Origin of the sequence: Nonomuraea mesophila, assembly GCF_004352805.1 — a bacterium.
Classification (GTDB): domain Bacteria; phylum Actinomycetota; class Actinomycetes; order Streptosporangiales; family Streptosporangiaceae; genus Nonomuraea; species Nonomuraea longispora.
In genome coordinates, this window is sequence record NZ_SMLD01000269.1 from 1 (window position 1) to 8,054 (window position 8,054).

Consider the following 8,054-nt stretch of genomic DNA (forward strand, 5'->3'; position numbering starts at 1 on the left):
CATCCAGCCTGGCCCCGAGTCGGCCGTGACCGACCCCGACACGCACCCCAGACCCGCCGCGGTCGGTCACGGCCGACTCGGGGCCAGGCTGGATGGAGGTCGTCTTCACGCCCTCCGGCCAGGGCGAGGCCACCGGCTACTCGCTGAAGGGGGCGCCTCCCGGCGCGGACGTCACCCCGGCCAAGGCCGGGCCGGACGGGCCGTACCAGTTCCGCATCACCGGCGGCCGGTGCGACCAGGAGTACACCTTCAGGGTCGCCGCCGAGTACGACGGCGGCGAGGCGGTGTCGGAGCCGTCGATCCCCGTACGCCCCTGCGTCGCGCCCGGCAAGCCGGCCGGCTTCACCGCCAAGGGCAAGAACCACGGCGCCGACCTGACCTGGTCGGCTCCGGAGAACGCCAAGGACGGCGGCGTCACGTACACGCTGGAAGGCCCCGGCGAGCACCCGTCCGACCCCGATGGCACCGGCGCCGAGGTCACCGGGCTCAAGAACGGCCAGTCCTACACGTGGACGCTGCGCGCGAAGAACGAGGCGGGCGAGAGCCAGGAACGCGCGGAGGCGACGGCCGACCTGCGGCCGCCGTCCGCCCAGTTCCGCAACGCCAACAACGACCACAGGAACACGCTCATCCGGCCGGGGCCGGGCCCCGGCGGGGAGGCGGGGCGCATCCCCAAGGGCGAGTACATCACCATGACCGTCATCTGCCAGCAGAGAGGCGCCCCCTACACCGACACCGACACGGGCATGAGCAGCAACGTCTGGAACAAGGTCGAGTCCAGCAGAGGCAGCGGCTGGCTGAACGACGTGCTCATGGACACCCCGAAGGGGGGCTTCCCCGCCGCCCCGCTCTGGGAGTGCGAGTGATCACCAGGGCGGGCCGGGGCCTGGCCGCCGCCTCGGCGCTGGTCTACGCCGTGGGGGCGCCGCTCGGGTACGCGCAGGCGGCGGTGCTGGCGGTCGCCGGGATCGCCGCCGTGGGCGCGGGCGCGCTGTGGACGCTCAGGGGCGCGGGCCTCGACGTGCGGCGCGAGGTGACGCCGGGGAAGGTGGCGCGGGGTGAGCCCGCCGTGGCGCTCCTGCACGTCCGCAACACCGGGCGGTGGCGGCACCCGGGGCTGATGGCCCGCGACACCTGCCGGGGCACGTCGGTCGCCGTGGAGGTGCCCGCGCTGGCCCGCGACACGGCGCGGACGGTGTCGTACCGGCTGCCCACCCGGCGGCGGGGCGAGACCCCCGTCGGGCCGCTGCGCCTCGACCGCACCGATCCGTTCGGCCTGGCCAGCCGCTCCGTCGCGTACGGGCGGCCCGACCTGCTGCTCGTCCGGCCGCGTACGGTGCCGCTCCGGCCGCCGCACTCGGGGCGGCGGCGCCACCTGGACGGCCTGGCCTCCCGGCCGGCGCCGGACGGCACGGTCGGCTTCAACGGGCTGCGCGACTACGTGGCCGGCGACGACCTGCGCCACGTGCACTGGCGCTCCACGGCCCGCACCGGCGTGATGATGGTCAAGGAGCTGACCGACGTCAACCTGCCCAGCACCGTCACCGTGCTGGACACCCGGCACTCCGCGTACGAGGGCGACGACGAGTTCGAGCTGGCCGTCGACGTGGCGGCGTCGGTGGCCTGCGCCGTGACCCGCGACCGTTTCCCCGCGCGGCTGCTCACCGGGGAGGGCGAACTGCTGCACGCCAAGGGCGCCCCCGGGGAGGCGGAGGAGGTGCTCGACCGGCTCGCGCTGGTCGAGCGGGGACCGCACGCCGACGCGCCGCTGCAGGTCCTCCGCCACGCCGGCTCCGGCGGGGCGCTGGTGCTGGTCAGCGGCACGTACGCGGCGCTGGCCGACGCGGCGGCGGTGCGGCGGCGCTTCGACCGGGTGCTGTTCGTCCGCGTGGGGGACCCGCGGGACGGCGGGCCGCCGGCCGCGGCCGGGGTGACCGTCCTCGAAGCCGGAGACCTCGACGAACTGGCGGCCGCATGGCCACGCTGACGGCCCCGCCGGGCGCCGGGTCGCCCGCGCGCAGGGCGGCGTCGGTGGTCGTCGCCGCGCTGCTCGCCGCGACGGCCGGGCTGGCGTTCGACGGGGTGTTCCCCCTGGCCGCGCTGCTTCCCGTGGTCGCCGTGGCCACCGTGGCGCCGTGCATGCTGACGCTGCTGCTGTCCGGGCGGCTGCCGCTCTGGGGCACCATCCCGGTGCAGGCGCTGGCCTGGCTGACCGCCGTGTCGGCGACGCTCTACAAGGCGGAGGCGTGGCTCGGTGCCGTGCCCAGCCCGGCCAGCGCGCGGGCCGCCCTGATCGGCGTGCGCGACGCGACCGGCTGGCTGCTGACCACCATCCTCCCCGCCGCCCCCGGCAGCCGGGCGATCGTGCTGGTCGGCTTCCTCGTGTGGGCGGCGACGACGGCCGGGGCCGAACTCGCGCTGCGCTCCAGGGCCGTCCTGCTGCCCGCAGGTGCCGCGCTGCCCGTGCTCGCCGTGGCCGTCGTGCTCGGCGTCGCGGGGACGGGCTCCGTGGTGCCGTACGCGGCCGTGTTCGCCGGGGTCGCGCTGCTGCTCGCGCTGGTCAGGGCGGGCCGGCCGGCGTGGACCTGCGCTATGGGCGTGCTGCTGGTGGCCTGCCTGGTGCCGGCCGCCGTCGTGACGGCGCCCCTCCTGCCCATGGCGGATCGCCCGTACGACGTGCGCCGGCTCGTCGAACGACCCCCGCCGCGCCCGATCTCCGGCGTGAGCGCCCTCGACCAGGTGTCGGCGTGGCTGCAGCATCCCCAGCGCGAGCTGTTCACCGTCAGCACCGGCTCCGACGCCAACCTGCGGCTGGCCGTCCTCGACACCTTCGACGGCGTCACCTGGGAGTCGAGCGCCGGGTTCGTCCCCACGGGCGGGCGCGTGCCCGGCGAGCAGGGCTCGCGCGACACCGTACGCCAGCGGCTCACCCTGCAGAAGCTGCCCGGCCCGTGGTTGCCCGCGGCCGACCGGCCCGTGCTGGCCAGAGGGTCCGGCATCGTGGTCGACCCGGCCACCGGCATGCTGGCCAGCGCGCACGCGGGGGAGGGCATGACGTACGAGGTGACGTCAGGGGTGCGCCGCTACGTCTCAGGCGAGCTGCGGAACGTGACCCCGCTCGACGACCCCGCCCTGGTCAGCCTGCCGGACGGTCCCGGCACGAGCACGACGCCGCAGCGCGCGCGCTTCGCCCGGATCGCCCGGCGCGCCACGGCCGGGGCGCGCGGCCCCGCCCAGCAGGCCGCGCGGCTGGCGACCTACCTGCGCAAGCACGCCAAGAACGACGTCACCGCGCCGCCCGGGCACGGTTACCGGGCCATCGAGTTCTTCCTGACCGAGTCGCGCAGGGGGACGACCGAGCAGTTCGCCGCGTCGTTCGCGCTGCTCGCCCGCTCGATCGGGCTGCCCAGCAGGATCGTGGTCGGCTTCCGCCCCGGCGAGGCGGCGGAGGGCGGCGTACGGCAGGTGCGCGGCGGCGACGTGCTGGCCTGGGCCGAGGTCGGGTTCGAGGGGATCGGATGGGTGCCGTTCCACCCGACGCCCTCGCGCACCCGCTCCGGCGGGGGCGGCGACGTGGCGGAGGGCACGCCGAAACAGGCCAAGGAGATCGAGCAGGCGATCAACAGCGACTCCTCGGAACCCCGGCCGACCCCGACGGCGGCTGGACGGCCCACCCCGGCGCCGACCCCGGAGCCGGCGGAGCGGGACTCCCCGGCCGGGCCGCTCGTCTGGGTGGCGGTGGCGGCAGGCGTGGCCTCGGCGTACCTGCTGGCCGTCGCCGTCGTGCCACCCGTGCGGCGGATGCGCCGCCGCCGCGGCTCCTCACCCGCCGAGCGGGTGGCGGGCGCGTGGCGGGAGACCGTGTTCCGGCTGCGCGGAGCCGGGATCCCGCGCTCGGGCGCGTCGACGGCGCGCGAGGTGGCCGTACGGGCCGAAGCCGTGCTGGGGGAACCGGCGCGTGAGCCGCTGACGGCGCTCGCCGACCTCGCGAACCTCGCGACGTTCGGCGGCGCGCCCGTGGACCAGGCCGGCGCCGAGCGGGCCTGGCGGCACGTCGCGGAGATCGACCGGCTGGTACGGCAGCGGGCCGGGCTGCCCGGCCGGCTCGCCCGCCGCCTGTCGCCCCGCTCCCTCCTCGGCTGAGGTCGCCGGGTGAACCCCGCGCCGGACGCCCCCGTCCAGACCATCGCGGCCGGCCCCGCACCTCCCTCCGGCCCCGGTCACAGGGCCAGCGTGGCCAGGTCCACCGAGTCAGCCATGGCGCGCGCGCCGGCGTCGTTGAGATGCATGCCGTCCCCGCTGTCGAAGTCCGGCCGGATGTAGTCCGGATTCTCCGGATCCTGTACGGCGTGCGCGACATCGAAGATCCCGTCGAACACGCCGCCGGTCCGGATCCACCGGTTCACCCGGCGGCGCGCGGCCAGCCCCTCCGGCGTGCTGATCCCCGGATAGATCGCCCCGGCAAACGGGCCGATGGTGGCGGCCAGGCTCGTCAGCCCTCTGTCGCGGACGCGCCGGGCCAGCTCGGTGAACCCGGCGATCAGGTCGTCGGCGTTGGCCGGGGCCTGCCCGGCCATGCCCGGCAGGCCCAGGTCGTTGATGCCGAAGCACAGCAGCACGTGGGTCACTCCCGGCACCGACAGGGCATCGCGCTCCAGCCGCGCCAGGGCGTGCTCGCCGACCTCGTCGACCAGCAGCCTGTTGCCCGCGATGCCCTGGTTGACCACCCAGCCGCGCTTCAGCCGGGCGTTCAGCGCGTCCACCGACCGCCGGCCGGCGCCCATCGTGGTGCCCACCCCCTCGAACCAGGAGTCACCGAACGCCACCGCGATCGCCGTTCCCTCCAGGGCCGGCACGTCCAGGCCGGAGACGTAGAAACGGGCGGCGACCTCCTCGGCCCCGGGCAGCGCACGGGCGCTCACCTGGTCGCCCTCCACCACGTACGCGATCTCCATGGGCTGATGGGAGAAGGTGGCGAGCTCCGTCTCGCCCGGCAGGTACAGGCTCAGCGACAACGGGGTGCCCGCCTCGACAGGCAAATCCACCGGATCGCTGACCACGTCGCCGCCCGGCGGGATCGACACCTCACCGGCACCGCCGAACCGCACCGCACGATCGGTCTCCGGCACGATCGCATCGCCGGTCCCGCGCAGCGCGAGGCGTACCGCGCCGAGCCTCAGCGGCACCCGGCCGTAGCGGTTGGTCAGCCGGACGCGCACCTGCTCGCCGCCCCCGGCCGGCACCAGCGTCTGCCGTACCGTCTGGTCGCGGAAACCGCGCGGCGGTGCCAGCTGGACCCGCTCGAAAGGGCTGATCACCCCGGATCGGAAGGCCGCCACCCACTCCGGCGCCTTGGACATCACGCTGCTCCCCTCTGCTTGCGGTGGATATGTCGTGCGAAAGGAACGTGCCCGGCCTACGCCGTGACGCGGTGGGCTCCTTCCTCGCGGAACCCGAGCGCGATCAGCATGGACGCCGCCATCGCGGCAGCGGCGATGAACACGGCGGTACGCAGCCCGTCCGTGACGGCCGCACGGAGCGCCTGCCCTGCCAGTCCGTGCGTGCCGGCGTTCGCCAGCGCCACCAGGACGGCCAGCCCGACCGCGCTGCCCACCTGGAGCCCCGTGGAGGCCATCCCGGACGCCACACCCTGGTCGGGTCCGGGGACGCCGGCCGAGGCGGCGGCGAACACGGCGCTGTAGACCGTGCCCTGGCCCAGCCCGAGCAGCAGCAGCCCGGGCGCCACCGCCAGGTAGGTCCCGGTGATCGGCCCAGTCATCGGCCCAGTCATCGGCCCAGTCATCGGCCCAGTCATCGGCCCAGTCATCGGCCCAGTCATCGGCCCGGTCATCGCCAGGCCGAACCAGGCCGCCCCGGCCGTGCCCAGCGCCAGTCCGAGCAGCAGGGTCCGCCGGTTCCCGAGACGCGCGGTCAGCCGCGCCCCCTGGGAGGAACCCACCATGGCTCCGGCCATCGGCACCAGGAAGGCCGCTCCGGTCCGCAGGGCGTCGTAGCCGTGCACCGACTGGAAGTAGACGGTCGCGAAGTAGAGCTGGGGCAGGAAAGTGACCGCGAAGGCGAACGTCAGAAGCACACCGACGGCCAGGTTGCGGTGGCGCAGCAGCCGCAGCGGCATCAGCGGCTCGGCGGCGCGCGCCTGGATCACGACGAAAGCCACCAGCAGCAGCACGCCGGCGACGGCGGCGGACAGGACGACCGGCGATCGCCAGCCGATCTCCGGCCCCTGGACGAGGGCCAGCACCAGCAGGCTCACGCCGCCGGTCGCGGCGAGCGCGCCCGGATAGTCGACGCGGGCGCGCTCCCGGCGGGGCTCGTCGGCCGGCAGCAGCGCCAACGCCAGGATGATGCCGGCGACGGCGACCGGCACGTTGACGTAGAAGACCGCCTCCCAGCCGAACGCCTGGGTCAGCACCCCGCCCAGCAGGGAACCGAGCACCAGGCCCGAGGCCCCGGCGCCCGCCCACACCGACAGCGCCCGGTTGCGTTCGCTCCCCTCAGCGAATCCGGATGTCACCAGCGCCAGCGTGGCCGGGAACAGCACGGCGCCGCCCAGGCCCTGCACCGCGCGGGCGGCGATCAGCACCTCTGGTGTGCCGGCCAGCCCGCCCGCCAGCGAGGCGACCGCGAACAACCCGAGCCCGAGCACGAACATGCGGCGCCGTCCGAGCAGGTCGGACATCCGCCCGCCCAGCAGCAGGAAGCCGCCGTAGATCACGGCATAGGCGCTGACCACCCACTGCAGCGTCTGCGCCGAGAAACCCAGCTCGTGGCCGATCGACGGGAGCGCGACATAGACGATGTTGTTGTCGATCGCGGTGATGATGCTGCCCAGCGCCGGCAGCATGAGGACCAGCAGGTTGTGGCGGCGCTGACCCGCGCCTGCGGCGGCGGATCTCCGCGCGGACAGGCTCGACGGTGAGGTCATCGGCGTTCCTCCAAGGTTCGTGGACGGCCTTCGGTCCGCCCGGCACCAGCCTTGGACACCCCAGGACCGCCATCCAGCCCTCAGTCCTGCCTACTCAACGACTGATCACCTTCCTGGCTAGCATGTCCGGACATGCGTAAGGACAAGGAGCTCGCGGCGTTCATGCGGTCGCGGCGGGCCCGGCTGAGGCCCGCGGACGTCGGCCTGCCCGAGCTGGGCGAGCGGCGGCGCGTGCCCGGGCTGCGCCGCGAGGAGCTGGCCGCGCTCGCCGGGGTGAGCATCGCCCACTACACCCGGCTGGAGCAGGGCAACACCCAGAACGTCTCGGCCTCCGTGCTCGACGCGATCGCCCGCGCCCTCTGCCTGACCGAGGACGAACGCCTGTACCTGCACAGCCGCGTCCACCCCGGCCGGAGCCCCGTACCCGCCGCGCCGCGGGAGACACGCCCCGTCCGTCAGGGACTGCGCCAGCTTCTCGCCTCGCTGGACACCGTCCCGGCGCTCGTCCTCGACGTCGACACCACCGTGCTCGCCTGCAACCGGCTCGGCGCCGCCGTGTTCGCCGACTTCGCGGCCATCCCTCGCGACCGCCGCACCATGCACCACCTGCTCTTCCTGGACGCGGACTTCCGGCGCATGCACGGCGACCGGCTGCCCGGGGTCGCCCGGGACGCCGTCGCGCATCTGCGCACTCTGGTCGCGCGCTATCCCGGCAACGCCGCTCTGACGTCCCACATCAGGCAGATGCGCGAGGCCAGCGCCGAGTTCGACACGCTGTGGAACGCCCAGGACGTCGCCGGGGTGACCTCCCGCGTCTACCGGCTGGAGCATCCGGAGGCCGGGCTCATCGAGCTGCACGGCGAGCTGCTGCCGCTGCCGGACGACCAGCCCTTGCGCCTGGACGTCTTCACCGCCCCCATCGGCTCACCGTCCCAGGCCGCCCTGCGTCACCTGGCCGCCACCACCGGCCGCGCGGCGGTGGGCGTCGGCTCGCCTGAAACGGGCACGCCGCCGAGGTGACCGTCGGTCCAGCGCGGGCAGGACGACGAGACCCAGCCCCCCATCGTGCTCCCCCCGGCCTGTCTCTTATACACACCTGACGCTGCCC

6 protein-coding genes are annotated in these 8,054 nt (G+C 75.0%); 4 read left to right on the forward strand and 2 right to left on the reverse strand.

What is annotated here, in order from left to right:
* Window positions 1-92 precede the first annotated feature (92 nt).
* From E1295_RS45810 to E1295_RS45820, 3 genes are read left to right on the forward strand one after another with little or no spacing between them, the layout of a single operon-like run.
* Window positions 93-866, forward strand: coding sequence for a fibronectin type III domain-containing protein (locus E1295_RS45810; RefSeq protein WP_132641325.1), 774 nt, complete (start codon window positions 93-95; stop codon window positions 864-866).
* Complete coding sequence (locus tag E1295_RS45815) at window positions 863-1,987, forward strand: DUF58 domain-containing protein (RefSeq protein ID WP_132641327.1); 1,125 nt, start codon at window positions 863-865, stop codon at window positions 1,985-1,987. The genes E1295_RS45810 and E1295_RS45815 overlap by 4 nt, the downstream gene beginning before the upstream one ends.
* A complete protein-coding gene (locus tag E1295_RS45820) occupies window positions 1,975-4,143 on the forward strand; it encodes a transglutaminase TgpA family protein (protein ID WP_132641329.1) in 2,169 nt (722 codons plus the stop codon). Before E1295_RS45815 ends, E1295_RS45820 begins: the two co-directional genes overlap by 13 nt.
* A 77-nt stretch (window positions 4,144-4,220) precedes the next feature.
* On the opposite strand, the gene E1295_RS45825 is transcribed toward E1295_RS45820, so the two are convergent.
* Both E1295_RS45825 and E1295_RS52130 read right to left on the reverse strand, forming a co-directional pair.
* Window positions 4,221-5,360, reverse strand: a complete 1,140-nt coding sequence (locus tag E1295_RS45825; RefSeq protein WP_132641331.1) for a GDSL-type esterase/lipase family protein — start codon at window positions 5,358-5,360, stop codon at window positions 4,221-4,223.
* Between the two features lie 56 nt (window positions 5,361-5,416).
* Window positions 5,417-6,946 carry an MFS transporter gene (locus tag E1295_RS52130; protein WP_220449236.1) on the reverse strand — a complete coding sequence of 510 codons (1,530 nt, stop codon included), beginning with the start codon at window positions 6,944-6,946 and terminating at the stop codon, window positions 5,417-5,419.
* 132 nt (window positions 6,947-7,078) lie between these two features.
* On the opposite strand from E1295_RS52130, the gene E1295_RS45835 reads away from it, so the two are divergent.
* On the forward strand, window positions 7,079-7,966 hold the full coding sequence (locus E1295_RS45835; RefSeq protein ID WP_132641333.1) for a helix-turn-helix domain-containing protein: 888 nt from the start codon (window positions 7,079-7,081) through the stop codon (window positions 7,964-7,966).
* The last annotated feature ends 88 nt before the right edge of the window (window positions 7,967-8,054 follow it).